A 21,687-nucleotide genomic window follows, 5' to 3' on the forward strand; every position below is an offset into this window, starting at 1 on the left:
CGGGGACCGGCGTCATCACAAGGCGACGCCGGTCCGGCAGGTCAGTATCAATAGATGCTGAACGGGAAGTACTTGTCGTTGATCTTCTTGTAGGTGCCGTCAGCGACGATTTCTTTCAGCGCGGTGTTCAGCTTGTCGCGAATCGGGTCGTTTTTACGTACCGCGATACCGATCTTGTCGCTTTCTTCCACCGGGTCGCCCTTGAATTCGTAGGGCTTGCCGGCGTCGCTTTTCAGCCACTCGTAGTTGACGTATTTGTCGGCCAGGATGCCGTCCAGACGACCGGAGGTCAGGTCGAGGTAGGCGTTTTCCTGGGTGTCGTAGAGCTTGATGGTGATGTCATCGCCAATGTTGTCTTCCAGCCAAGTGCCGGCCAGGGTCGCTCGTTGGGCGCCGATAATCTTGCCTTTCAGCGAAGCCTTGTCGGTCTTGAAATCGACGTTTTTCGGGGCGATGAACTGCAGCTTGTTGGAGTAGTACGGGTCGGTGAAATCCACCGCTTGCTTGCGCTCGTCGGTGATCGACATCGACGAGATCAGGAAATCGAATTTCTTGGCGTTCAGGGCCGGGATGATGCCGTCCCAGTCGGAGGTGACGACGGTGCATTCGACTTTCATCTTGGCGCACAGGGCGTCGCCGATTTCCTTGTCGAAGCCGACAACGTTGCCGCTGGCATCTTTGTTGTTGAACGGCGGGTAGGCCGCTTCGATACCCATCTTCAGGTTTTCGGCCATGGCGCTGGCGCTAAAGGCCAGGGTGACGGCGGCAGCCAGGAAGACCTTTTTGTAGTTCTGCATGCGGGTAGCTCCGTTAGCGGTTGCTGGACATGAATTGTTTGCAGCGCGCCGAAAGCGGGTTTTCAAACACCTGCTGTGGCGATCCTTGCTCTTCTACCAGGCCCTGGTGGAGGAACACCACTTCGCTGGAGACCTGACGGGCAAAGCCCATTTCATGGGTTACCAGCAGCATGGTGCGGCCTTCTTCGGCCAGTGCGCGGATGACATTAAGTACTTCCTGGACCATTTCCGGGTCAAGCGCGGAGGTCGGCTCATCGAACAGGATGACCTTGGGCTGCATGGCCAAGGTGCGGGCGATGGCTGCGCGTTGTTGCTGCCCGCCGGACAGTTGCGCCGGGTAGGCGTGGCGCTTGTCGGCGATACCGACCTTGGCCAGCAGGGCTTCGGCTACTTCAATGGCTTCAGCCTTGCTCTGGCCGAGCACGCGGCGCGGGGCTTCGATGATGTTGTCGAGCACGCTCATGTGCGGCCAAAGATTAAAGTTTTGAAACACAAAACCGATTTCGCTGCGCAGGCGGTTGATCTGCTTGCCATCGGCAGCGACCAGCTCGCCGTTCTTCGCGGCCTTGAGTTTGAGTTCTTCGCCGGCCACCAGGATCTGCCCCTGATGCGGGTTTTCCAGCAAGTTGATGCAACGCAGGAACGTGGACTTGCCGGAGCCGGAGGAACCCAGGATCGAGATCACGTCGCCGTCGCGGGCGGTCAGCGAGATGCCTTTAAGCACCTCCAGCGAGCCGTAGCGTTTGTGCAAGTTGCGGATTTCAAGCGCGGGCGTGGCCTCAGCCATGTGCGTTCCTCATTGTGTATTCGCTCCTGCTGTTGGTGGCCTTCCTGGCGAGGCGGCCAAGCTAGCATAGCGTTTCAAAGGCAGCCAACAGCGCTACGGGCAGTAAGCAGGTGGCATGTGACAGGTTGTCGCATCGACGCAGCAGACTGTCGCCCCATCAACAACCGAACAGCCGTTTGAACCCTGCCCGCAGGTAAAAGCGCGGTGGCTGTCGCGTAAAAAAGGGCGCGATGTTGCCAGCTTTGGCGGGGGGTTGGAAGCGCTAACAGGCCAAAGGTTGCCGATCCGCACTTTTACTGTGCGTTAAGGGATTGCGAGGTGTGTTCCCGGTGCGCTGTTTCGTTCACAAAGTGAGTCGCAGGGTAACGATTTGGCAAAGTGCCATTATTATCAATGAGTTGCGATGACTGTCCGGTCAGGGTGAGATCGCCGGGGTAGAGGGTTTTGAAACATTTTGGCGCAATTATTGCGTGCAGATTCCGGAACGCCCCGTTTGTTTCTTTTTACAGAAGGGAAATTCAAACGGGATGCATGCATTCGCTTTTCCTTACAAAGGTAGTTTCAATGAGCAGTACCCAAAGCTCTAACGGCCTCGAACAGGGGCTTAAACCGCGTCATGTGACCATGCTGTCGATCGCCGGGGTTATCGGCGCCGGCCTGTTCGTTGGCTCGGGCCACGCCATCGCTGCTGCAGGCCCGGCCGTGCTGTTGGCCTATGCCGCCGCCGGTATGTTGGTGGTGTTGGTGATGCGCATGCTGGGTGAAATGGCGGTTGCCTCGCCAGACACCGGCTCTTTCTCGACATACGCCGATCGTGCAATCGGTCACTGGGCCGGCTTCACCATCGGCTGGTTGTACTGGTGGTTCTGGGTGCTCGTCATCCCTCTGGAGGCCAACGCCGCCGCAACTATCCTGCACGCCTGGTTTCCTGGCGTGGACATCTGGGCCTTTGCCCTGGTCATTACCATGCTGCTGACCGTGACCAACCTGTTCAGCGTGAAAAACTACGGTGAGTTCGAGTTCTGGTTTGCCCTGCTCAAGGTTGTGGCGATCATTGGTTTCATCGTCCTCGGCGTGTTGGCGATCTTCGGCTTCCTGCCGAGCAGCCAGGTCAGCGGCGTTTCACACCTGTTCGACACCCAAGGCTTCCTGCCAAATGGCATGGGCGCGGTGCTGGGTGCCATCCTGACCACCATGTTCTCCTTCATGGGTACCGAGATCGTGACCATCGCGGCCGCGGAATCGAAGAATCCTGGCAAGCAAATCTCCAAGGCCACCAACTCGGTGATCTGGCGCATCGGCTTGTTCTACCTCGTATCGATCTTCATCGTCGTGGCCCTGGTGCCATGGAACGATCCGGTTCTGGCCAGCCTTGGTTCCTACCAGACCGTGCTTGAGCGCATGGGTATCCCGAATGCCAAGATGATCGTCGACATCGTGGTACTGGTCGCCGTGACCAGCTGCCTGAACTCGGCGCTCTACACGTCGTCGCGCATGTTGTTCTCCCTGGGCAAGCGCGGTGATGCACCGGCCGTGTCCACATGCACCAACAAAAGCGGCACCCCGTACTGGGCGGTCATGCTGTCCACTGGCGCAGCGTTCCTGGCAACCTTCGCCAACTACGTAGCCCCGGCGGCGGTGTTCGAATTCCTGCTGGCCAGCTCTGGCGCGATTGCGCTGCTGGTGTACCTGGTGATTGCGATCTCGCAACTGCGCATGCGCAAACAGCGCATGGCTCGCGGCGAGAAAATCGTCTTCAGCATGTGGCTGTTTCCGGGCCTTACCTACGCGGTGATTGTATTCATCGTCGCGGCCCTGACCATCATGCTGTTCCAGGACGCCCACCGCGTGGAAATCCTTGCGACCGGCCTGCTCAGCGCTCTGGTGGTGGCTGCCGGCTTGCTGGTTGCCCGCCGTCGTCGCATCGAGCGCGGTGTGGCGGCAGTCGCGCGCTGAGTCTTCTGACTCAAGGCAGATTGTTGAAGTAAAAAAACGGCCGCTGTCAGTGATGACGAGCGGCCGTTTTTGTTTGAGTTGGAAGCCTTATTCGGTTTTTTCTTCCGGCGCATCCACCGACTGGCGGTAGACGTCCAGTGCGTCGCCGAAGTCAGCAATGAACTGTGGGTCGGTCAGCCAAGCCTGAGCGGCGTCGCGGTCCATGCCGTCGGCCCACATGCGGTAGTCGATCAGCATGTCGGCGGCCAGGTGGGTAGCGGCCATGCCTTCGTCGTCGGCGTTTTCCATGTCCAGCAGTTCTGGATGGTCAATGATGATAAAAGCGAGGTTCGTCAGCAGTACGGCGAGCATTTCACTACGGCTGACAGCTTCCGCATCGCGCATCTTGCTGAACATCGCCAGGGTGTATTCCGGGATCGGCTCGCCGATTTCACCCAGGTCATCGTCAAGCGCGGCGGGCTTTCTGCCGTGGATGTTGATTTGCTTGGCTTTGAGCTTGGCGCGTTTGGCGCGTTTCTGTTGCTTGTTCAGGGAGGCCATGGGAACTCAGTTCGGTTTCTGTTGGGTTTGGGCTGCGATAACGTCGGACGCTGCCACGTAGTCAGCCTGGAAGGCTGGGGATTCGATCCACGCCAGGGCGCCGGCTTCGTCGGTTTCGGCGGACCATTGACGGTATTCGATCAACGCCGCGAGGATGAAGTCCATTGCACCTTCTTCGCCCTCCTGCTCGTACACCAGCTCCAGCAGCGGGTCTTCCAGGAAGGCGATGCACATGGCTTGCTGACTGACTTTTTGCGCGTCGATCATTTTCTTGAACAGTTCGGTCAGGTCCACCGACTCGAAATCGATGCGATCATCGTTCGGGTCCAGTTCGACCGGCGCGGCGGCGCGTTGGCTGCGGTTCTGCTTGGCCTTGGCCTTGGCGCGGGAGGCGCGTTTTTGCTGCTTGTTGGCGGAGGCCATGGGCGTCGTTCCGTCATTCGTTGAGAGGGCAGTGTCTCAGCTGCGTGGCACTGTTCGCCCGGGTGTCTCGGGGGGCAGTTCGCCGTTTTGTAGCCAGGACAATGCAATGGGCCATAGTGTGGCTTGGTATGCGCTGCGAAAAAAGGCGAAATGTCCGACTTCTGCTTCGCCGATGTCTTCGGGGGCGATGCGCAGGTGGGTGTTGGTGCTGCTTGTGAAGTAGCCGAGCAGGCGTTCGATGGCCGGGATGGTGCCGTAGGGATCGTCGCTGATGCTGATCGCCAGGGTTTTCGCGGTGACCGCGGCGAAGTTCCCGACATGGCTGTCCTGGCCGCTGGGGCGCTTTTCGTAGAGCGGTGTGGGCGTGCTCCAGTCACGAACCACCCCCGCCGGCGTGTCTTCGAGCCAGCCGAGGCGCTTGCCGGGAAAGTAACCGCAAATCATCGTCACTATCGGCATCACCACATGCCATTTGCCGAACATCCGCCAGCGATGGGCCGGCGCGTAATCGCGCCAGTAAGCGAACTGCGCACCGACCGTCACCAAGCGTCGGATGAGTTGTCCGGACGCTCCCAGGCCCGCTGCACAACCTCCAAAACTGTGACCGACGACATCGATCGGCTGGCCGGGAAACTCATGCTGTGCGCGCTTGAGCATCGCCTCGAAATCCAGGGCCCCCCAATCGGACCATGACGCCTTCAATCCTTTGATCGATGCCGGGCGCGACTCGCCAATACCGCGATAGTCATAGGTGATGACATCGAAGCCGTTGGCAAACAGGTAATCGGCGAAGCGCGAGTAGTGTCGGCAGCGGACGGAGGTGGCGGCGTTGATGATGACGACCGCGCGAGACGTATCCCGGGCAGCGTGGCGCCAGGTAAAACCGCCCAACAAGTAACCGTCGGCGGCGGGTTGCTTGAAATATTCACCCGATACATCGCCTGTCAGCTGCAACTCGATTTGTGTAGGGGCCCGTGAGGGCGTGTCCTGCAAATTCATCGGTGTTGGACCTTTGCGGGGAGTTGCCCACGATAATCTTCACGCCACGTCTGGACAACAGGGCCCATTGGATTGCACGGAGATGTTCAGGTGGCGTGCATCCCGTGCCGCTGGGCGTTGTCGGGAGCAGCTTCGGGGCGCAAGAGCGGTATAGGGAGTGTCACATAGTACGTTTCGTAGTGAGCTCAAGCACAAATTGATCTAAAACCCGATGACTGCGCCAGAAATCAAAAATTAAGTAACAGATGGGTTCTTCAGAGCCCGGGAGTCGTCATCATGAAGTATGTCCATTCATTCATGTTGCCCGTTGCCGCAGTCGGCGCGCTGATGTTCTCAGGTGTGACAACTGCCGCCAATCTTGAGCCTATCGATAGCTCGGGCGTGCAGGTTCAACAGCAGCAGCAAAACGGGATTCCCTATTTGTCGGGCGGTATCGGTGTAGATGAGTCGAAGGCCATCCAGCAAACAGCTGGCTACAACTTGCACATGACCTTCGCTGTCGGACCGGACAATAAATACATTCCTGACGTGGATGTCGTTATCCAGAAAGCCTCAGGGCAACCCGTGTTGACGCTGAATGAGGCGGGACCGCTGGTATATGTTCAGCTGCCTGCCGGCAAGTACACCGTGATCGCGACGCGCAATGGCGAGGTACGGCGTGATACTGCGGATATAGGAAGCGGTGCGGCTCGTAATCTGGTCTTCCACTGGAACAGTGATAGCTGAGGCGCGGGGGCGGGTAGCTATCTCATGGAGTCGGGCAGGGAGGCCACTTATCAAACCGCAGGCATAAAAAAAACCCTGAATCTTTCGATTCAGGGTTTTCGGTATTTGGTGCCCAGAGACGGAATCGAACCGCCGACACGGGGATTTTCAATCCCCTGCTCTACCGACTGAGCTATCTGGGCAACGGGGCGCATTAAACGGGTTTTTCAGGGGGTCGTCAAGCAAGTTTTCAAAAAAATTTAATTATTACCGTCGCTTACGATCCGACCCCCGATTTCACGGGGTTACTCAGCGGGCGGCACGTAACCTTCAGCCTTGGCGTAATCCTCGCCGGAGAAGAACTTGTCCATCTCGCCCTGAAGATATTTGCGGTCTTCGGCGTTCATCATGTTCAAGCGCTTTTCATTGATCAGCAGGGTCTGGTGCTTTTGCCAATCGGCCCAGGCCTTGGCCGAGACGTGGTCAAAAATGTCCTGGCCTTTGGCGCCCGGGAACGGGGCGCGCTCCAGGGCAGGCAATTCTTCTTTGTACTTGCGGCACATGATGGTGCGGGTCATGACGACTCTCCTGCGTTCAATACGACGGCCGCGCGTTCGAGCAAGGTTTTGACCGGGGCGGCGAGGCCCAGGCGCGGCGGGGTGGCGAGGTTATACCAGAGCCAGTCGGCCTCGGCCACGTGATGGCCTGTCTCCTGGACCTGAACCAGCCAGGGTTCGATGGATAACTGAAAATGGCTGAAGGTGTGCACCAGGCTCGGCAACGCCTGCTGGACGCCCAGTTCCAGCGAATGTTGCGAAGCCAGATGCTGCAGGTCATCGAGGTCGTCGAGCTCCGGCAAGCTCCAGAGACCACCCCACAGGCCCGTGGAAGGGCGGCGATAAAGCAGAATCGCGCCCTCACCGTTGGCAAGCATTGGCATCAGCGTGCGCTTCTGCGGGACGGTTTTGCGCGGCTTGGGGATCGGATAACGGGTTTCCAGACCCAACATGTGCGCTTCGCAGCCCTTTTCCAGCGGGCAGAGCAGGCAGCTCGGTTTGCTGCGGGTGCAGAGCGTCGCGCCAAGATCCATCATCGCCTGGGTGTAGGCGTTGACCCGATCATGTGGCGTGAAGCGCTCAGCGTTCGCCCATAGCTGCTTGGCGACCTTTGGCTCGCCGGGATAGCCCGCTTGCGCGGTAAATCGCGCCAGGACCCGTTTGACGTTGCCGTCGAGGATCGGCGCGCGCAGGCCCATGCTGATACTGGCAATGGCCCCGGCGGTGGACAGGCCGATGCCCGGCAATGCGGTGAGTTTTTCCACGTCCCGGGGAAATTCGCCGCCGTATTGCTCGACGACGATCTTCGCGGTTTTCTGCAGATTGCGCGCGCGGGTGTAGTAACCCAGGCCCGTCCACAGGTGCAGCACTTCGTCCTCCGGTGCGGCGGCCAGGGCTTCGACGGTTGGCAGCGAAGCCATGAAACGGTCGAAGTAGTTCAGCACCGTGCTGACCTGGGTTTGCTGCAACATGATTTCCGAGACCCACACCCGATAGGGGTTGATGTCCTGTTGCCAAGGCAAATCATGACGGCCGTGGCGGTCGTACCACTCCAGCACCGCCATTGAAAACTGCTCGGCTCTCATCGCTTGAACAGCCCCTTGAGTGCATCTTTGAGTTCCGGGCTGACCTTGTCGCCAAGTTTTTCGTCGATTTTGTCGCTGATCCGCTCGCCAGCCAGTTTGCTCGCGACCTGACCCATGCGCTCGTTATCCAGCCGGCAGGCCTTGGCGCCCAGTTCCAGCGGGCCACGGCAGCGCAGCGGCCATTCGATGCCGACGAATCTCTCGCTCACCTGGCAAGCCGGGTCCGGCATGTCACTCTTGTCGCCTTCGACGATGATGCCCACGCGGTAGTCCATGCCCAGTACTCGCAGATCGATATCACCGTTGCCGTTGACGGTCATGCCCGGGATGCGCACTTTCAGGTCCGGGTTGCTGGCCACGCCGTTACGCAAGTTCAGGCTGCCCTTGAGTTCCTGGAAGGGCGTGTCCTTGCCCCGAGGCTCGCCATTGAGGGATTTGCGGTTGAGCGTGGCGATGCCTTTGCACAGCTGCTGTTCGAGGTTGGCGTTGAGCAGCACGCCATCGTTGATGACAAAACTGGCGTTGCCATTGAGGGTTTCGATCAGTGCTTTCTGACTGTTACCGCTCCCGGTCACATTGCTGTTGAATGTGACCAAGCCTTTGACCGGTGGATTTTTGCCCTGGCTTTCGAGGATTTTTTCCGCCGGCACCCGGCTGATTTGCGTCTGCAAATTCAATACGGGAGTTTGCTGGCGCACATCGAGCGTGCCTTTGGCTTCGAAGTTGCCTTCGTACAAGTCCCCGCGCAGGTTCGCCAGTGTCAGCAGTCCACCCTGGCCGTTGGCCTTGAGTACAGCGTTGTGGATCGGCAGTTTTTCCAGGGTCAGCTGGCCGAAAGTCAGGTCGGCGTCCACATCCAGTTTGCTCAGGCGTTCCACCGGCAACAGGCGTTCATTGCTCCACGCCTCTTTGGTCGGTGCCGGCGGCAGCGGGGTGCTGCCGGCGCCCGCCATGGCATCGGCTTCGGTGCTGGCGACTTCGGCCTGGCGCACCTGTTTCACGCTGCTGGCCTCGGCCGATTTTGGCGGCAAGTAACGGTCGACGTTAAAGGTGTCGGCCTTGAGGGTGGCGCGTAGCGATTGTTTGGCGAAGTCCTCGACGGCGATGCGCCCGCTGAAAGTGCTGTCGTCGACTTTCAGGTTGATGTCATCCAGTACGACGCTGGTGGGCGTGCCTGCCAGGCGGCTCACCAGTTCGACTTTGCTCAGGCTGCCTTCGGCCATCGCCGGGAGTTTCTGGCCGATGCTGTCGACGAACTTTGCCAGATCGAACTGGGCAATCGACAGGCCGCCGCTGACCTGCGGCGTCTTGTCCAGGTCATTGACCTTCAGTTCACCCAGCGCGCGCAGTTGGTTGGCGGAAATCTTGATGCCGGTCCATTCAGCGACGTTGGCTGCCTTGTCCAGCAGCAACTGGCCCTGGGCGGCGAACGTCATGGTCTTGCCTTGCAACGGATCGCCGGCGACTTCACCGGACAGTTTCATGTCTTCGAACTTGTAGCGCTGCAAAGCGCGCTCGAAACGCAGCTCGCCGTTGAGCTCGGTGCGGACCCGCAGGACCGGTTGGTTGGTACCCAGGAATGCGGTGAGCTTGACCGGAATGTTGGTTGAGTCGTGCACCGGACCCGTACTCAGCTGGATGCTTTCCGCGCTGAATTGGCGGCCGGTTTTCTCGTCGCTGTATTCGACGCGGGCGTTGTTGACCGTCAGGCTGTCGATGTCCAGGCGAACGGGTTGAGCTGGTTTCTCTGCTTGAGCGGTGGTTTGCGGTTCAGGCTCGCTGGTAGTGGCGGGAGGTGTGCCAGCGGTGTTCGAAGTGGCCGGGACCTTGCCGATGTCTTCCCAGTTGCCGTGGCCGTCCTTGTCGCGGCTCAGGCGCAGGTTCAAACCTTCGACGCGCACATCGCTCATCTGCACTTCACGGCGCAGCAGAGGCAGCACGCGGACCGACAGGCCGAGCATCTGCAAATCAGCGAAGGGTTCGGCGGGTTTGGCCAGGGTCGCCACAGCGGCGTCGTGCAGTTCCAGACCCAGCCACGGGAACAGGCTCCAGCCGATATCGCCATTGAGCGTCAGCTCGATGTGGGCCTTGTCGCGGGCAATCTGGCGGATCTCTTCCTTGTAGTCGTTGGGATCGAAGAGGTGGGTCAGGGCAAAGCCCAGCGCCACAATGATCAGCAGCAACCCGAGAAGTACCAGACCCAGGATTTTGCCGAACGCTTTCATGGGCGAGTCCTTGTAGTTAGTCGAATTCGAAATTTAGCCGAGGAGTATAGCGCCCCGAAACGTTTGACCGGTCATCGATCACTCCGGCGTGGCATCGAGCGGCACGTTCAACTTGGCTGCCAATGCCTGGGCTTCCAAGTGCCCGGCAGGTGCCAGCAGGCGCAGAGTGGCGCCGGATTGCGCGGCCATGGCCTGTGCTTCACGCACCAGTCGCTCCGCGACGCCACGGCGTCGGGTGACTTTTCGTACACACAATTGAGACAAATGCCAGACGTCCGGGTGCCGTTGCAGGCGTGCCGCACCCAACAGTCGATCGTTGAAGCGCCCCGCGATCATCGAGCCTTCCCGCAGGCAGACCTCGATCAGCTGTGTATCCCCTGTAAATGGCGCAAACAGCCACTGTGGAGCGTCACGGTAGATTTTCTGCAGATCCTGCTGATCCTGGCTGGTGGCTTCGTTCAACGACTCGACAACGATGGGCATGGACAATCCTTCTGAGGTACGAGAACAGACAACATTGAAAAAGGTGATATCAGTTTGGTTTTTCTGTCACGTGCAAATGGTAACCTTCGCCCGTTCGTCGGTCCTTCTGCGACCTGATGTCGCACCAAAATGGAGCTTTGCCCTGAAAAAGACAGTCATGCCTGCGTGCAACAAGGCTGGGGGTGAAGAGTGGCTGGCGAACCATACTAATAATTGGGGGATACACAATGACCACGAGTATCGCGGCGGACGGCTATGCCGACCAGCCCTCGTTCCTTTCCAAGGAACGCATCATCGCCAAGCCCGGGTTCAACCGTTGGCTGGTGCCACCGGCCGCTCTGGCCATCCACCTTTGCATCGGCATGGCCTACGGCTTCTCGGTGTTCTGGCTGCCACTGTCCAAGGCCTTGGGCATCACCAAAGCGGTAGCTTGCGCGCCGGACATGAGCTTCATCGCTCAAGTCTTTTCTTCGCAATGCGACTGGCCGATCTCGATGCTCGGCTGGATCTACACGCTGTTCTTCATCTTCCTGGGTTGCTCTGCAGCCATCTGGGGCGGCTGGCTGGAACATGCCGGGCCGCGTAAGGCTGGTGTCGTATCGGCACTGTGCTGGTGTGGTGGTCTGCTGATTTCTGCGCTGGGGATCTATACCCACCAGATCTGGCTGATGTGGATCGGCTCCGGGGTCATCGGCGGTATCGGCCTGGGCCTGGGTTATATCTCGCCGGTGTCGACCCTGATCAAGTGGTTCCCGGACAAGCGCGGCATGGCGACCGGCATGGCGATCATGGGCTTCGGCGGTGGTGCGATGGTCGGTGCACCCCTGGCGACGGCTTTGATGAGCCACTTCGGTTCGCCGGAAGGCGTTGGCGTGTGGCAGAGCTTCGTGGCAATGGCTGCGATCTATTTTGTGTTCATGATCGGTGGTGCCTTGTCCTACCGCGTTCCGCCAACCGGCTGGAAGCCTGAAGGCTGGACCGCTCCGGCGAAAAAAGCCTCCAATACGATGATCACCAACCGTCATGTGCACGTGAGCGTTGCGTGGAAAACGCCGCAATTCCGCCTGGTATGGCTGGTGCTGTGCCTGAACGTGTCGGCCGGTATCGGCATCCTCGGCATGGCTTCGCCGCTGTTGCAGGAAGTCTTCGGTGGCAAGTTGCTGGGTAACGATCTGGCGTTTGGTCAACTGGACGCTTCGCAACTGGCCTCGATCGCCGCCATTGCTGCCGGCTTCACTGGTTTGCTGAGCCTGTTCAACATTGGTGGCCGGTTCTTCTGGGCATCGTTCTCGGATTACCTGGGCCGTAAAAACACCTATTTCGTGTTCTTCGCCCTGGGCTTTGCCCTGTATGCGCTGATTCCGAACCTCGGTCACCTGGGCAGCGTTGCGCTGTTCGTGGCGGCGTTCTGCGTCATTCTGTCGATGTATGGCGGTGGTTTTGCCACCGTTCCGGCTTACCTGGCGGATCTGTTCGGTACGCAAATGGTCGGCGCGATCCACGGTCGTCTGTTGACGGCGTGGGCGGCGGCGGGCGTCTTGGGTCCGGTGCTGGTGAACTACCTGCGTGAGTATCAGTTGAGCATCGGCGTTGAGCGTGCCGCGGCTTACGACATCACCTTGTACATCCTGGCGGGCCTGCTGGTGCTGGGTTTCATCTGCAACCTGCTGGTGCGCCCGGTGGCCGACAAGTACTTCATGACCGATGCCGAGCTGGCCGCCGAACAGGCGCTGGGCCACGACAAAGGCGCTGACAGCAGCACCTCACTGGAGTGGAAAGCGGCCGCGGGCACCAAGCCGCTGGCAGTGGCAGCCTGGCTGGTGGTCGGTCTTCCGTTGGCGTGGGGTGTCTGGGTGACCCTGCAGAAAACGGCGGTTCTGTTCCACTAAGAAGCTGAGGGTCTGGCCTGGTATCTTCAGGCCAACACCAAACCCTGTGGGAGCGAGCCTGCTCGCGAATGCGGTCTGACAGTCGACAGAGATGTTGAATGTGCAGCCCCTTTCGCGAGCAGGCTCGCTCCCACATTTGTTTTGTGATCCATGCCAATGGCTTGTATGGACATGTCTATCCCCGACGGCCGGGGATTCTATCCGTCAGCGATATCACCTCTCGTGTTTCTGTTTGGCGCCCGCGCCCCTATAATGGTTGCCTTTTTCGCCCAATGATTTTGCGGAGCTGGTGATGGCCGAACGTAAGGCGTCAGTCGAGCGCGACACTCTGGAAACCCAGATCAAAGCCTCGATCAACCTGGATGGCACCGGAAAGGCCCGATTTGATATCGGTGTGCCTTTTCTTGAGCACATGCTCGACCAGATCGCCCGTCACGGGCTGATCGACCTGGATATCGTCAGCAAAGGCGACCTGCATATCGATGACCACCACACGGTGGAAGACGTCGGTATCACCCTGGGTCAGGCATTCACCCAAGCCATCGGCGACAAGAAAGGCATCCGTCGCTACGGCCACGCCTATGTGCCGCTCGATGAAGCGCTGTCGCGTGTAGTGATCGACTTCTCCGGCCGTCCTGGCCTGCAGATGCACGTTCCCTATACCCGTGCCACCGTCGGCGGTTTCGACGTTGACCTGTTCCAGGAGTTCTTCCAGGGCTTCGTCAACCACGCCAACGTCACCCTGCACATCGACAACCTGCGTGGCCACAACACCCATCACCAGATCGAAACCGTGTTCAAGGCTTTCGGCCGCGCGCTGCGCATGGCCGTAGAGCTCGATGACCGCATGGCCGGTCAGATGCCGTCGACCAAGGGCGTTCTGTAATGCAGACAGTCGCGGTTATCGATTACGGCATGGGCAACCTGCACTCGGTGGCCAAGGCCCTCGAGCACGTCGGTGCCGGCAAGGTGCTGATCACCAGCGATGCCAGCGTGATTCGCGAAGCCGACCGGGTGGTTTTTCCCGGGGTCGGCGCAATTCGCGACTGCATGGCGGAGATTCGTCGCCTCGGCTTCGACTCGCTGGTGCGTGAAGTCAGCCAGGACCGTCCGTTCCTCGGCATCTGTGTCGGCATGCAAGCCTTGCTCGACACCAGTGAAGAGAACGACGGCGTCGACTGCATCGGCCTGTTTCCCGGCGCGGTGAAATTCTTCGGCAAGGACCTGCACGAAGACGGCGAACACCTGAAGGTCCCGCACATGGGCTGGAACGAAGTGCAGCAGAAGGTGAGTCACCCGCTGTGGCACGACATTCCGGACCTGGCGCGTTTCTATTTCGTGCACAGCTACTACATCGCTGCCGCTAATGCGCGCCAAGTGGTGGGTGGCGGTCATTACGGTGTCGATTTCGCCGCAGCGCTGGCCGACGGCTCGCGTTTCGCCGTGCAGTTCCACCCGGAGAAAAGCCATACCCATGGCTTGCAACTCTTGCAGAACTTCGCTGCGTGGGACGGTCGCTGGTAAATGGCCGTCAAGAAGTCCAGACCGCCGATCCTGACCCTCACGCCCGAACAGGAGCGTGAGGCCAATCACAAGATTCAGCGGTTCATGGAAGATCGCTTCGAACTGGACCTGGGTTCATTCGAGGCGGCGGAAATTCTTGAGCTGTTTACCCGCGAAATTGCTCCGCACTATTACAACAGGGCGATTTTCGATGTGCAGGCGCACCTCAAAGAGAGGTTCGAAAGCATCGAAAGCGACCTGTGGGCGCTCGAGAAAAACTGATTTCCGAGCCAAGCTGAACATTCAATTTTGAAGGTTTGCCAGATGCTGATTATTCCCGCTATCGATCTTAAAGACGGTGCCTGTGTTCGTCTGCGCCAGGGCCGCATGGAAGATTCCACGGTGTTCTCCGATGACCCGGTGAGCATGGCTGCCAAGTGGGTGGAGGGCGGTTGCCGTCGTCTGCATCTGGTCGACCTGAATGGCGCGTTCGAAGGCCAGCCGGTCAACGGCGAAGTGGTCACCGCCATTGCCAAACGCTACCCGAACCTGCCGATCCAGATCGGCGGCGGCATCCGTTCGCTGGAAACCATCGAACACTACGTGAAAGCGGGCGTGAGCTACGTGATCATCGGCACCAAAGCCGTGAAAGATCCGGCCTTCGTTGCCGAAGCCTGCCGTGCGTTCCCGGGCAAGGTGATCGTTGGCCTGGATGCCAAGGACGGTTTCGTCGCCACTGACGGTTGGGCTGAAATCAGCACCGTTCAGGTGATCGACCTGGCCAAGCAGTTCGAAGCCGACGGCGTGTCCGCTATCGTTTATACCGACATCGCCAAAGACGGCATGATGCAGGGCTGCAACGTGCCGTTCACCGCTGCGTTGGCCGCTGCCACCAAGATCCCGGTGATCGCCTCCGGCGGCATCCACAACCTCGGTGACATCAAGACGCTGCTCGACGCCAGAGCGCCAGGCATCATCGGTGCGATCACCGGTCGGGCGATCTACGAAGGCACTCTCGATGTCGCTGAAGCACAAGCTTTCTGCGATTCGTACAAAGGCTGAGGACTGACCATGGCGCTGGCCAAACGCATCATCCCTTGCCTGGACGTGGATAACGGCCGGGTGGTCAAGGGTGTCAAGTTCGAGAACATCCGTGACGCCGGTGACCCGGTGGAAATCGCCCGTCGTTATGACGAGCAGGGTGCTGACGAGATTACTTTCCTCGACATCACCGCCAGCGTCGATGGTCGCGACACCACGCTGCATACCGTCGAGCGCATGGCCAGCCAGGTGTTCATCCCGCTGACCGTCGGCGGTGGCGTGCGCACCGTGCAAGATATTCGCAACCTGCTCAATGCAGGTGCGGACAAGGTCTCGATCAACACCGCGGCGGTGTTCAACCCGGAGTTCGTCGGTGAAGCGGCGCAGCATTTCGGTTCGCAGTGCATCGTCGTTGCCATCGATGCGAAGAAGGTTTCCGGCCCTGGCGAAACCCCGCGCTGGGAAATTTTCACTCACGGCGGCCGCAAACCGACCGGCCTCGACGCCGTCGAGTGGGCGAAGAAAATGGAAGGCCTGGGCGCCGGTGAAATCCTCCTGACCAGCATGGATCAGGACGGCATGAAAAACGGCTTCGACCTCGGTGTAACCCGTGCCATCAGCGATGCACTGGGCATTCCGGTGATCGCTTCCGGCGGCGTCGGCAACTTGCAGCATTTGGCCGATGGCATTCTCGAAGGCCACGCCAGTGCAGTGTTGGCGGCGAGTATTTTCCATTTCGGCGAATACACCGTGCAGGAAGCCAAGGCCTATATGGCTCATCGCGGCATCGTGATGCGCTAGGTTCTTACGAAAACTGCCTGCGCGACGATCATGCTGCGTTAAAAACAGGTTCGTCTGATCGTCGCTCGGCGAGTTTTCGTTAAGAGCCTATACATTCCAATACAGGCCAGTGGACATCATGGCGGGCTCAAGGCACTCTTGGGTACGCCATGGATTTCGGTAGCCAGACATGCTTAAACGCCTTCTTCTCGTCCTTGCCAGCGCTTCCCTGTTGTTTGTCAGTGGAGGGCAGGCTGCAGACAATCCCGACACCGACATGGTGTTGCTGACGGAAAACTTCCCGCCGTACAACATGGCGAAGAACGGCAAGAACTTCGCGCAAGACGAAAACATCAGTGGCATTGCCACGGACATCGTCCGTGAGATTTTCAAGCGCGCCGACATTACCTACAGCCTGACGCTGCGTTTCCCTTGGGAGCGAATCTACAAACTCACCCTGGAAAAGCCCGGATACGGCGTGTTCGTCATGGCGCGGCTACCTGATCGTGAAAAGTTGTTCAAATGGGTCGGCCCGATCGGCCCGGACGACTGGATCATGCTGGCCAAGGCTGACAGCAAGATCACCCTCGAAACCCTGAATGATGCGCGCAAATACAAGATCGGCGCCTACAAGGGTGATGCGATCGCCGAGACCCTGGCCAAGCAGGGACTCAATCCAATCGTTGTGCTGCGCGATCAGGACAACGCGAAGAAACTGGTCAACGGCCAGATCGACCTGTGGGCCACAGGCGACCCGGCCGGCCGTTACCTGGCTCGACAGGACGGCGTGACCGGGCTCAAAACGGTGTTGCGCTTCAATAGCGCCGAGCTTTATCTGGCACTGAACAAGGACGTGCCGGACGAAACCGTTGCCAAACTGCAAGCTGCACTGGATCAACTGCGCAAGGAAGGCGTGGTGGACGACATCATGGCGCGGTATCTGTAGCTACAGGTGGTTCTGTCATCGGATTGGGGCTGAGGACTTCGCTGTTTTTTTCAGGTGGGTATTCGCTGAAGTGAAGGCTGTCGGTATCGGTGTAACGGATGTCGGACGCCACCTGAGTACCGTCTTCACGCAGTAGCCTGTAGTCACTTTGCATCAGATAAGCCACCACGGATTTGTTTTTCTCGACGCGGCTAATGACCTCCACGGCGGCGGAGTTTAGCCAGCCGTTGGGCGATGCTTGAGTGTGGGTGAAATCATTGCTCAACCTCGCCGAGAATCTGATCGAAGCGTTCATCAACTGAAACAGATGCTCTGGGTTTGAAACGTAGAGCGGCCATTCGGTTACAACCCTGATAGTGGTGACATTCGTGAACGCTTCCAGGGACTCAATCGTTTGGAGTCGTGGCGCTGTCCATCTGTAGTTCCGGTTGGCAATTGAAGTGTTATGGCCATGTCCGACGAGCACATACCGGTCCGACCTTTCCAGGCGGTAGAACGCTGATGCGTGGAATTGCTCAAGGGGGGTCAGCTGCGGATCTTTGACCGCGAACCAGGGAAGTCGGGCCGTGTGAGTGATCTTGGCCATTTCTTCAGGTGCAGGCGGTTCGAAGCTGGAGAGGCTTGGGGCCTCGGGAGCGGCATCAACCTGCAATGGGATACGCGCACGCAATGAATAAGCGGCGTCATCTGTCGCTGGTCTGGTATGGCTGTTGGCTCCGACAAAGGTGCCGGGAGAAAGGTAAATCTCTCCCGCTGCCGCACTTGGCGGCGCAATGGCCCAGGCGCTGAAGTCCTGACTGGCACCGCTGCCACTATCGCTCCAGATCCTGTTGCTGATGTGTGAGGCGACCACCAGATCCGCCCGGACGCAGCGAACGGTATTGGACAATGGTTTATCGCGGCCATTGGAACACACCAGTCCCAGTGCCACATAGCCGGCGGGAGGAACAGGGCGCCATATGGTGCAGTCCGCGGCGGCTCCTGAGCCTGAATCTCTCCAGACCCGTTCAAAATCATCAGGCGGGCAGAGCGCTTTGCCTATCGACGTGTCTCCGTCCTTCGGAACACCTTCGCAGACGACAGCCACAATCGTGTTCCCGTTGATATTGCCGTATCCGGGAATAGCGATATCGCCGAGTGGAAAATACCCCGGTAGCAAGTCAGGAGCGGGGGTCGGGCGCCAAAAACTTGCAGGTTTCGAACCGGAGCCCCTACTGTCCCAGATTCGATTAAATTCAGTCGTAAAGTTGATCAACAGATTACCGAATTCTATCGGTTCCATTTGCCTTGCAGCTGTTGCGACATTGTTCTCGGTGTTCATGGTCATTCCTGATAATTGAAAAGCGACTCAGAGTCGCGACCTGTTGCAGGTCTCAATATCTGGAATTGGGAGAGGTGGCGGGTGGTAACTATTTATAGGTGGGTGGCGGGTTGTTACCGATAAACTCCGTCCTTTCCATGGGCACTCATGGCGCGATTGCCGCGCACGCTGATCATCTGCCGGATATCGATCCACTCAATCCCCTGCGCCTTGAGTTTCGGCAGTTCCCGCTCCAGCACTGCCAGGGTTTGTGGATAAGGATGGCCGATCATCACTGCTGACCCCTGTTTGCGCGCCAGGCTGATCGCCGTTTGCAGCTGGATATGGATCGCTGCTTCGGTGGGTTCGTCATCAAGAAATACATCCCGTGAAACGCTCGCCAGATCGATCTTCTGTGCCTGTTGCGCTGCCACGGTCTGTGCGCTGGTGCGACTGTCGACGAAAAACTTGTGCCTACGCTGAAGCTCGCCCATCAACCACGCCATGGCGGCGGGTTGCGCGGTCATGCGACTGCCCATGTGGTTATTGATGCCGGCGGTGTAAGGCACCATTGTGAAGGCGGCATTCAGGCGTTTTTCGAGCTCTTCGGTGGGCAGTTCGGGGTGCCAGGCGAAGGGGCCGGTGGCCGGGTCCATGGGCATGTGCAGGATGACGATTTTGCCGGCGCGATGGGCTTCGCGGGCAAATTCGGTGGCGTGGGGTGTATCGGGCATGATCGCCGTGGTCACCGGGCCGGGTAGGGCCAGGACGCGGCGATCCCGGGGCAGGTTCTGCCCCAGGTCATCAATGATCAGACTCAGGTAGGCCTTGTGAGGCGTCGACCCGGCGGGATCTGCGTGAGCAGTGCCCGCCAGGCAGCACAATAGGACGAGGATGACGCGCAGGCACATCCTCAGCGGCCGGACGTGATGCTCAGCCCTTTGAGCAGGCTCAGGGCCTGGGCCAGTTGGTAATCGTCATCCTGCGGCATCGCCTTGGCCTTGCCGCCGGTGCCGGTCGGTCTGTCGGCACCGCCGTTGCCATTGCCCAGGTGACCTTGCAGATCGGCTTCCTTGAAGTAGTCGCTGTCCTGCTCGCTGGTGATTTTGGCCTTGCGTACTTCGATGTCCGGGACGATGCCCTGGGCCTGGATCGAGCGACCGTTCGGTGTGTAGTACAGCGCTGTAGTGATTTTCAGCGCGCGCTCGTTGTTCAGCGGCAGCACGGTTTGCACAGAACCCTTGCCGAAACTGGTGGTGCCCATGACGACCGCGCGTTTTTGATCCTGCAGGGCGCCGGCGACGATTTCCGAAGCCGAGGCGCTGCCGCCGTTGATCAGGGCAACCAATGGTACGGCTTCGCTTTCGTCCTTGCCGGTGGCCGAGAAACGCAGCTCGGAGTTGGCGATCCTCCCCTTGGTGTAGACGATCAGACCTTTGGTGATGAAGTGATCGACCACTTCCACTGCCGCCTGCAGCACGCCGCCCGGGTTGTTGCGCAGGTCGAGGATGATGCCGTTGAGCTTCTTGCCGTTGTCCTTGCGCAGTTTGGCCAGGGCCTTTGAGACCTCTTCGCCGGTCTTGACCTGGAACTGGGTAATGCGGATGTAGCCGTAGCCGGACTCCAGCAGCTGGCTCTTCACGCTCTTCACTTGAATGATCGCGCGGGCCAGGGTCACGTCGAACGGTGTGCCGCCGTCACGTACCAGGGTCAGGGTAATCTTCTGGCCGATCTTGCCGCGCATCTTGTCCACGGCTTCGGTCATGCTCTGGCCGCGGGTTGGCTGGCCGTTGATCTTGACGATGAAGTCGCCTGCCTGGATGCCGGCCTTGGAGGCCGGGGTGTCATCGATTGGCGATACCACCTTGATGAAACCGTCCTCGGCGCCGACTTCGATGCCCAGGCCGCCGAACTCACCGCTGGTGCTTTCCTGCAACTCGGCGAAGTCTTCCGGTCCCAGGTAGGCGGAGTGCGGATCAAGGTTGCTGAGCATGCCCTTGATCGCGTTTTCCAGCAGGGTCTTGTCATCCACCGGTTCGACATACGCGGCCTTGATCCGATCCATGACCTCGGCGAAGGTGCGCAACTCTTCCAGCGGCAATGGCGCCTTGGTGGTCGCGGCAGTGCCCGCAGGCGCGATCGCCGGGGCCGGTTGAGCGGCAAACGCCAGGGGCGCGCCGATCACCAGGGCGATCGTCAGGGCCAGCGAGGTAAGGCGGGACAAATGCAGCATGTCGAACGAACTCCTGAATTGGATGGCACGCTTATCCTTGCGCGCGACACCATTGCGCCGGATCACTCGGGTGACCCTGCTGACGAATCGCAAAATACAATGCTGGCGTGTCCTGCCCACCACTGTTACCGACAGTGGAGATGGACTCGCCGGCTTTTACCACGTCACCCGCCGATTTGAGCAGTGTCTGGTTGTGACCGTAAAGACTCAAGAAACCGTTGCCGTGATCCAGAATCACCAGCAGGCCGGCGCCACGTAACCAGTCGGCGAACACCACGCGACCACCGTGTACCGCATGCACCGCGCTGCCAGCCGATGCGCCGATCATCACCCCGTCCCACTTGGTCCGGGCATCGTCGCCACGGCTTTCACCGAAGCGTGCAAGCAGTCGACCGTCGACAGGCCATGGAAGTTTGCCGCGGCTTGAAGCAAAAGGTCCGCCGAAGGTTTCGCCTGAACTTGAAACCAGAGCGCCGGGTGTCGATTTGATGGGTTTGCGTGGGGCGTCAGTGGCCTCTGCTTGAGCCTGAGCCTCACGTAAACGCTTTTTTTCGGCTTCCTGCTGGGCGATCAGCGCTTTCTGCCGCGCCTCTTCTGCCTCACGAGCCTGGCGGGCCAGGGTTTCTTCAATGGTTTTAAGGACTTTAGACAGGTCTGCCTGATCCTGCTCGCGGGCTGCCAGTTTCTGGTCGCGGGCTTTCACGTCGTCATTGAGCTTGGCCAGGACTTGCTGGCGTTCCTGGCGGACTTTGTCGAGTTCATCGCGCTGGCTGTCGAGGCTGCTTTTCTGCACCAGCAACTGGGCCTGCTGCTTGGCGATGTCCTGCTCGACGTTGGCCAGTTGGCGCAGGGTTTCATTGAAATTCTTCAGCTGCTCCAGGCGGGCCTGGCTCAGGTAGTCGTAATAGGTGAGGGTACGGGCGAATTTTTCAGGATTCTGCTGATTGAGCAGCAGTTTCAAGTATTCCTGACGGCCGTTCTGGTAAGCCGCCCGGGCCTGGATCGCGATCAGTCTTTGCTGTTCAGTACGTGCGCTCTGGAGTTTTTTTTTCTCCGCATCGAGTCGCTGCAGCTCGGTTTCGCTCTTCTTCAGCTCTTTTTGCAGGGCATCGACCTGCTTCTCGAGCTTGCCCATCTCGGTCTCGGTGCCCTTGAGGTCCTTCTGCACGCCGGATTTTTCTTCCTGCAGCTTGCCCAGCAGCTTTTTCAGCTCGGCAATGTCCTGACGCGTGGCGTCCAACTGTTGTTGGGTTTGCGCGCGCTCGTCAGCGAAGGCCGGTTGGAGCAGGCAAGTCAGAGCAAGGGCTATCAGGACGCGAAGCATAGAGGCGGGCGACACCAGGGAAAGGGACAGCCTAGTATGCCCGCCCCACGCTGCAAAAAAAACGCCCAATTGGGGTTGTGTGATAACTGGCCCGAAAAACACTGAAGACCAATG

22 protein-coding genes and 1 tRNA gene are annotated in these 21,687 nt (G+C 59.2%); 9 read left to right on the forward strand and 14 right to left on the reverse strand.

Annotation, left to right across the window (positions count from 1 at the left end; all coding sequences use genetic code 11):
• Positions 1 to 47: 47 nt before the first annotated feature.
• Together AC07ZE_RS02085 and AC07ZE_RS02090 are read right to left on the reverse strand one after the other, a co-directional pair.
• The gene (locus AC07ZE_RS02085) at positions 48 to 797 is read right to left on the reverse strand and encodes an ABC transporter substrate-binding protein (RefSeq protein WP_207260561.1); all 750 of its coding nucleotides are present in this window, start codon (positions 795 to 797) and stop codon (positions 48 to 50) included.
• Positions 798 to 810: 13 nt separating this feature from the next.
• On the reverse strand, positions 811 to 1,584 hold the full coding sequence (locus tag AC07ZE_RS02090; protein ID WP_007972784.1) for an ABC transporter ATP-binding protein: 774 nt from the start codon (positions 1,582 to 1,584) through the stop codon (positions 811 to 813).
• Positions 1,585 to 2,148: 564 nt separating this feature from the next.
• Here AC07ZE_RS02090 and gabP point away from each other — a divergent pair.
• The gene (gene gabP / locus AC07ZE_RS02095) at positions 2,149 to 3,540 is read left to right on the forward strand and encodes a GABA permease (protein ID WP_207260564.1); all 1,392 of its coding nucleotides are present in this window, start codon (positions 2,149 to 2,151) and stop codon (positions 3,538 to 3,540) included.
• Positions 3,541 to 3,627: 87 nt separating this feature from the next.
• Here the strand turns inward: gabP and AC07ZE_RS02100 are convergent, their stop codons facing one another.
• From AC07ZE_RS02100 to AC07ZE_RS02110, 3 genes are read right to left on the reverse strand one after another with little or no spacing between them, the layout of a single operon-like run.
• Positions 3,628 to 4,080: a hypothetical protein gene (locus AC07ZE_RS02100; protein ID WP_207260565.1), complete on the reverse strand. Its 453-nt coding sequence runs from the start codon at positions 4,078 to 4,080 to the stop codon at positions 3,628 to 3,630.
• A 6-nt stretch (positions 4,081 to 4,086) separates the two neighbouring features.
• Positions 4,087 to 4,503 (reverse strand): hypothetical protein, encoded by a 417-nt coding sequence (locus tag AC07ZE_RS02105; RefSeq protein ID WP_207260566.1) that lies wholly within the window; start codon positions 4,501 to 4,503, stop codon positions 4,087 to 4,089.
• Between the two features lie 36 nt (positions 4,504 to 4,539).
• Positions 4,540 to 5,502, reverse strand: coding sequence for an alpha/beta hydrolase family protein (locus tag AC07ZE_RS02110; protein WP_207260576.1), 963 nt, complete (start codon positions 5,500 to 5,502; stop codon positions 4,540 to 4,542).
• Between the two features lie 276 nt (positions 5,503 to 5,778).
• Here AC07ZE_RS02110 and AC07ZE_RS02115 point away from each other — a divergent pair, with 276 nt between their 5' ends.
• A complete protein-coding gene (locus AC07ZE_RS02115; RefSeq protein WP_207260578.1) occupies positions 5,779 to 6,228 on the forward strand; it encodes a carboxypeptidase regulatory-like domain-containing protein in 450 nt (149 codons plus the stop codon).
• A gap of 106 nt (positions 6,229 to 6,334) precedes the next feature.
• Here AC07ZE_RS02115 and AC07ZE_RS02120 read toward each other — a convergent pair.
• The 5 genes from AC07ZE_RS02120 to AC07ZE_RS02140 form a co-directional block, all read right to left on the reverse strand.
• Positions 6,335 to 6,410 (reverse strand) — tRNA-Phe (locus AC07ZE_RS02120).
• Between the two features lie 102 nt (positions 6,411 to 6,512).
• Positions 6,513 to 6,785 (reverse strand): oxidative damage protection protein, encoded by a 273-nt coding sequence (locus tag AC07ZE_RS02125; RefSeq protein ID WP_095192313.1) that lies wholly within the window; start codon positions 6,783 to 6,785, stop codon positions 6,513 to 6,515.
• Positions 6,782 to 7,849: an A/G-specific adenine glycosylase gene (mutY, locus tag AC07ZE_RS02130; protein WP_207260590.1), complete on the reverse strand. Its 1,068-nt coding sequence runs from the start codon at positions 7,847 to 7,849 to the stop codon at positions 6,782 to 6,784. Before mutY ends, AC07ZE_RS02125 begins: the two co-directional genes overlap by 4 nt.
• Positions 7,846 to 10,074, reverse strand: coding sequence for an AsmA family protein (locus AC07ZE_RS02135; RefSeq protein ID WP_207260606.1), 2,229 nt, complete (start codon positions 10,072 to 10,074; stop codon positions 7,846 to 7,848). Before AC07ZE_RS02135 ends, mutY begins: the two co-directional genes overlap by 4 nt.
• Positions 10,075 to 10,152: 78 nt before the next feature.
• The gene (locus AC07ZE_RS02140; RefSeq protein WP_207260619.1) at positions 10,153 to 10,557 is read right to left on the reverse strand and encodes an acetyl-CoA sensor PanZ family protein; all 405 of its coding nucleotides are present in this window, start codon (positions 10,555 to 10,557) and stop codon (positions 10,153 to 10,155) included.
• Between the two features lie 227 nt (positions 10,558 to 10,784).
• Here AC07ZE_RS02140 and AC07ZE_RS02145 point away from each other — a divergent pair, with 227 nt between their 5' ends.
• From AC07ZE_RS02145 to AC07ZE_RS02175, 7 genes are all read left to right on the forward strand, one after another.
• A complete protein-coding gene (locus tag AC07ZE_RS02145; protein ID WP_207260622.1) occupies positions 10,785 to 12,446 on the forward strand; it encodes an OFA family MFS transporter in 1,662 nt (553 codons plus the stop codon).
• Positions 12,447 to 12,738: 292 nt separating this feature from the next.
• Complete coding sequence (gene hisB / locus AC07ZE_RS02150) at positions 12,739 to 13,332, forward strand: imidazoleglycerol-phosphate dehydratase HisB (RefSeq protein ID WP_024778052.1); 594 nt, start codon at positions 12,739 to 12,741, stop codon at positions 13,330 to 13,332.
• Positions 13,332 to 13,970 (forward strand): imidazole glycerol phosphate synthase subunit HisH, encoded by a 639-nt coding sequence (gene hisH, locus AC07ZE_RS02155; RefSeq protein WP_207260625.1) that lies wholly within the window; start codon positions 13,332 to 13,334, stop codon positions 13,968 to 13,970. The genes hisB and hisH overlap by 1 nt, the downstream gene beginning before the upstream one ends.
• Positions 13,971 to 14,231: a DUF2164 domain-containing protein gene (locus AC07ZE_RS02160; RefSeq protein ID WP_207260628.1), complete on the forward strand. Its 261-nt coding sequence runs from the start codon at positions 13,971 to 13,973 to the stop codon at positions 14,229 to 14,231.
• 42 nt (positions 14,232 to 14,273) lie between these two features.
• Positions 14,274 to 15,011: a 1-(5-phosphoribosyl)-5-[(5-phosphoribosylamino)methylideneamino]imidazole-4-carboxamide isomerase gene (hisA, locus tag AC07ZE_RS02165; protein ID WP_207260631.1), complete on the forward strand. Its 738-nt coding sequence runs from the start codon at positions 14,274 to 14,276 to the stop codon at positions 15,009 to 15,011.
• 9 nt (positions 15,012 to 15,020) lie between these two features.
• Positions 15,021 to 15,791, forward strand: a complete 771-nt coding sequence (hisF, locus tag AC07ZE_RS02170; protein ID WP_007897430.1) for an imidazole glycerol phosphate synthase subunit HisF — start codon at positions 15,021 to 15,023, stop codon at positions 15,789 to 15,791.
• A gap of 169 nt (positions 15,792 to 15,960) precedes the next feature.
• Positions 15,961 to 16,716: a substrate-binding periplasmic protein gene (locus AC07ZE_RS02175; protein ID WP_095192305.1), complete on the forward strand. Its 756-nt coding sequence runs from the start codon at positions 15,961 to 15,963 to the stop codon at positions 16,714 to 16,716.
• Here AC07ZE_RS02175 and AC07ZE_RS02180 read toward each other — a convergent pair.
• The 4 genes from AC07ZE_RS02180 to AC07ZE_RS02195 all read right to left on the reverse strand — a co-directional run bounded on the left by AC07ZE_RS02180 (position 16,697) and on the right by AC07ZE_RS02195 (position 21,573).
• Positions 16,697 to 18,037, reverse strand: a complete 1,341-nt coding sequence (locus tag AC07ZE_RS02180; RefSeq protein WP_207260634.1) for a Vps62-related protein — start codon at positions 18,035 to 18,037, stop codon at positions 16,697 to 16,699. The two genes, AC07ZE_RS02175 and AC07ZE_RS02180, sit on opposite strands and share 20 nt — an antisense overlap.
• Positions 18,038 to 18,150: 113 nt before the next feature.
• A complete protein-coding gene (locus AC07ZE_RS02185) occupies positions 18,151 to 18,927 on the reverse strand; it encodes a divergent polysaccharide deacetylase family protein (RefSeq protein WP_207260636.1) in 777 nt (258 codons plus the stop codon).
• 2 nt (positions 18,928 to 18,929) lie between these two features.
• On the reverse strand, positions 18,930 to 20,249 hold the full coding sequence (locus AC07ZE_RS02190) for a S41 family peptidase (RefSeq protein WP_207260639.1): 1,320 nt from the start codon (positions 20,247 to 20,249) through the stop codon (positions 18,930 to 18,932).
• Positions 20,250 to 20,280: 31 nt separating this feature from the next.
• Entirely contained in the window at positions 20,281 to 21,573 is a 1,293-nt protein-coding gene (locus AC07ZE_RS02195; RefSeq protein ID WP_207260642.1) for a murein hydrolase activator EnvC family protein, read from the reverse strand.
• Positions 21,574 to 21,687: the final 114 nt, after the last annotated feature.

It is taken from the genome of Pseudomonas sp. GW101-3H06, assembly GCF_059424605.1.

Bases quoted from the DNA above. Each gene is read 5' to 3' on its own strand.
- AC07ZE_RS02085 (WP_207260561.1), bottom strand. From the start codon at position 797: ATGCAGAACTACAAAAAGGTCTTCCTGGCTGCCGCCGTCACCCTGGCC.
- AC07ZE_RS02090 (WP_007972784.1), bottom strand. From the start codon at position 1,584: ATGGCTGAGGCCACGCCCGCGCTTGAAATCCGCAACTTGCACAAACGC.
- gabP (WP_207260564.1), top strand. From the start codon at position 2,149: ATGAGCAGTACCCAAAGCTCTAACGGCCTCGAACAGGGGCTTAAACCG.
- AC07ZE_RS02100 (WP_207260565.1), bottom strand. From the start codon at position 4,080: ATGGCCTCCCTGAACAAGCAACAGAAACGCGCCAAACGCGCCAAGCTC.
- AC07ZE_RS02105 (WP_207260566.1), bottom strand. From the start codon at position 4,503: ATGGCCTCCGCCAACAAGCAGCAAAAACGCGCCTCCCGCGCCAAGGCC.
- AC07ZE_RS02110 (WP_207260576.1), bottom strand. From the start codon at position 5,502: ATGAATTTGCAGGACACGCCCTCACGGGCCCCTACACAAATCGAGTTG.
- AC07ZE_RS02115 (WP_207260578.1), top strand. From the start codon at position 5,779: ATGAAGTATGTCCATTCATTCATGTTGCCCGTTGCCGCAGTCGGCGCG.
- AC07ZE_RS02125 (WP_095192313.1), bottom strand. From the start codon at position 6,785: ATGACCCGCACCATCATGTGCCGCAAGTACAAAGAAGAATTGCCTGCC.
- mutY (WP_207260590.1), bottom strand. From the start codon at position 7,849: ATGAGAGCCGAGCAGTTTTCAATGGCGGTGCTGGAGTGGTACGACCGC.
- AC07ZE_RS02135 (WP_207260606.1), bottom strand. From the start codon at position 10,074: ATGAAAGCGTTCGGCAAAATCCTGGGTCTGGTACTTCTCGGGTTGCTG.
- AC07ZE_RS02140 (WP_207260619.1), bottom strand. From the start codon at position 10,557: ATGCCCATCGTTGTCGAGTCGTTGAACGAAGCCACCAGCCAGGATCAG.
- AC07ZE_RS02145 (WP_207260622.1), top strand. From the start codon at position 10,785: ATGACCACGAGTATCGCGGCGGACGGCTATGCCGACCAGCCCTCGTTC.
- hisB (WP_024778052.1), top strand. From the start codon at position 12,739: ATGGCCGAACGTAAGGCGTCAGTCGAGCGCGACACTCTGGAAACCCAG.
- hisH (WP_207260625.1), top strand. From the start codon at position 13,332: ATGCAGACAGTCGCGGTTATCGATTACGGCATGGGCAACCTGCACTCG.
- AC07ZE_RS02160 (WP_207260628.1), top strand. From the start codon at position 13,971: ATGGCCGTCAAGAAGTCCAGACCGCCGATCCTGACCCTCACGCCCGAA.
- hisA (WP_207260631.1), top strand. From the start codon at position 14,274: ATGCTGATTATTCCCGCTATCGATCTTAAAGACGGTGCCTGTGTTCGT.
- hisF (WP_007897430.1), top strand. From the start codon at position 15,021: ATGGCGCTGGCCAAACGCATCATCCCTTGCCTGGACGTGGATAACGGC.
- AC07ZE_RS02175 (WP_095192305.1), top strand. From the start codon at position 15,961: ATGCTTAAACGCCTTCTTCTCGTCCTTGCCAGCGCTTCCCTGTTGTTT.
- AC07ZE_RS02180 (WP_207260634.1), bottom strand. From the start codon at position 18,037: ATGAACACCGAGAACAATGTCGCAACAGCTGCAAGGCAAATGGAACCG.
- AC07ZE_RS02185 (WP_207260636.1), bottom strand. From the start codon at position 18,927: ATGTGCCTGCGCGTCATCCTCGTCCTATTGTGCTGCCTGGCGGGCACT.
- AC07ZE_RS02190 (WP_207260639.1), bottom strand. From the start codon at position 20,249: ATGCTGCATTTGTCCCGCCTTACCTCGCTGGCCCTGACGATCGCCCTG.
- AC07ZE_RS02195 (WP_207260642.1), bottom strand. From the start codon at position 21,573: ATGCTTCGCGTCCTGATAGCCCTTGCTCTGACTTGCCTGCTCCAACCG.